The 566-nt window shown below is 53.4% G+C and carries 1 protein-coding gene; it reads right to left on the bottom strand.

The window, feature by feature from the left end; all coding sequences use genetic code 11:
- A partial coding sequence (locus ABGY95_RS04090; RefSeq protein WP_347440433.1) for a DUF5685 family protein occupies positions 1-566 on the bottom strand: 566 nt, incomplete at both ends.

Below are 566 nucleotides of genomic sequence, written 5' to 3'. Positions count from 1 at the left end.
ACCAACGGCTGAGAGAGTGTGCTCGGAATTGCTGCCGACGAGCTTTCCAAGGTGTTGGAAAATATTTTGATAGGCATTGGCTGTGGCACTGGCGGCTGTGGCCACGCTGCTCTCTGGCGTTTCATTTTCCGTTTGTGCGGCAAGGTGGCTGAAGGTGTTTAGGGTGGGAAATTCGGAGCTATTCAAGGTGGATAGAGCACGGTCTTTCCATGGCTGCGTTATTCCTAATAGACCTTTTGCTAGGAGTGCCCGTGGCGCTGAACGGTCGGAGGCGTTATCATCGCACTTTGCGGTAAGTCCGCACACAGCCACCGCTGCTGAGTAGCTCTGGATAGAAGAGTCTATAAGTAGTGCGCTAGGTTTTGAGAGTGGGTTGCAGCAGGTGGATACCTCGCAGGTGCTCGGTGAAGTGGTTAGAGCTGAGCCTAACAACGAGAGGAATGTGGAATCTCGGTTCACTAAGAATCGGGCAGAGTGTCCGTAGTCGCGACGCAGTCTAAAGGAAAGCCCTTGGATCCAAACCGGAAGTGCACCGCCTAACTTGAACAACGGCCCAGATGCTGACT

The organism is Rubritalea sp. (assembly GCF_039830215.1).
In the GTDB taxonomy this organism is placed as follows: domain Bacteria; phylum Verrucomicrobiota; class Verrucomicrobiia; order Verrucomicrobiales; family Akkermansiaceae; genus Rubritalea.
This window is presented reverse-complemented; position numbering and strand designations above follow the sequence as displayed.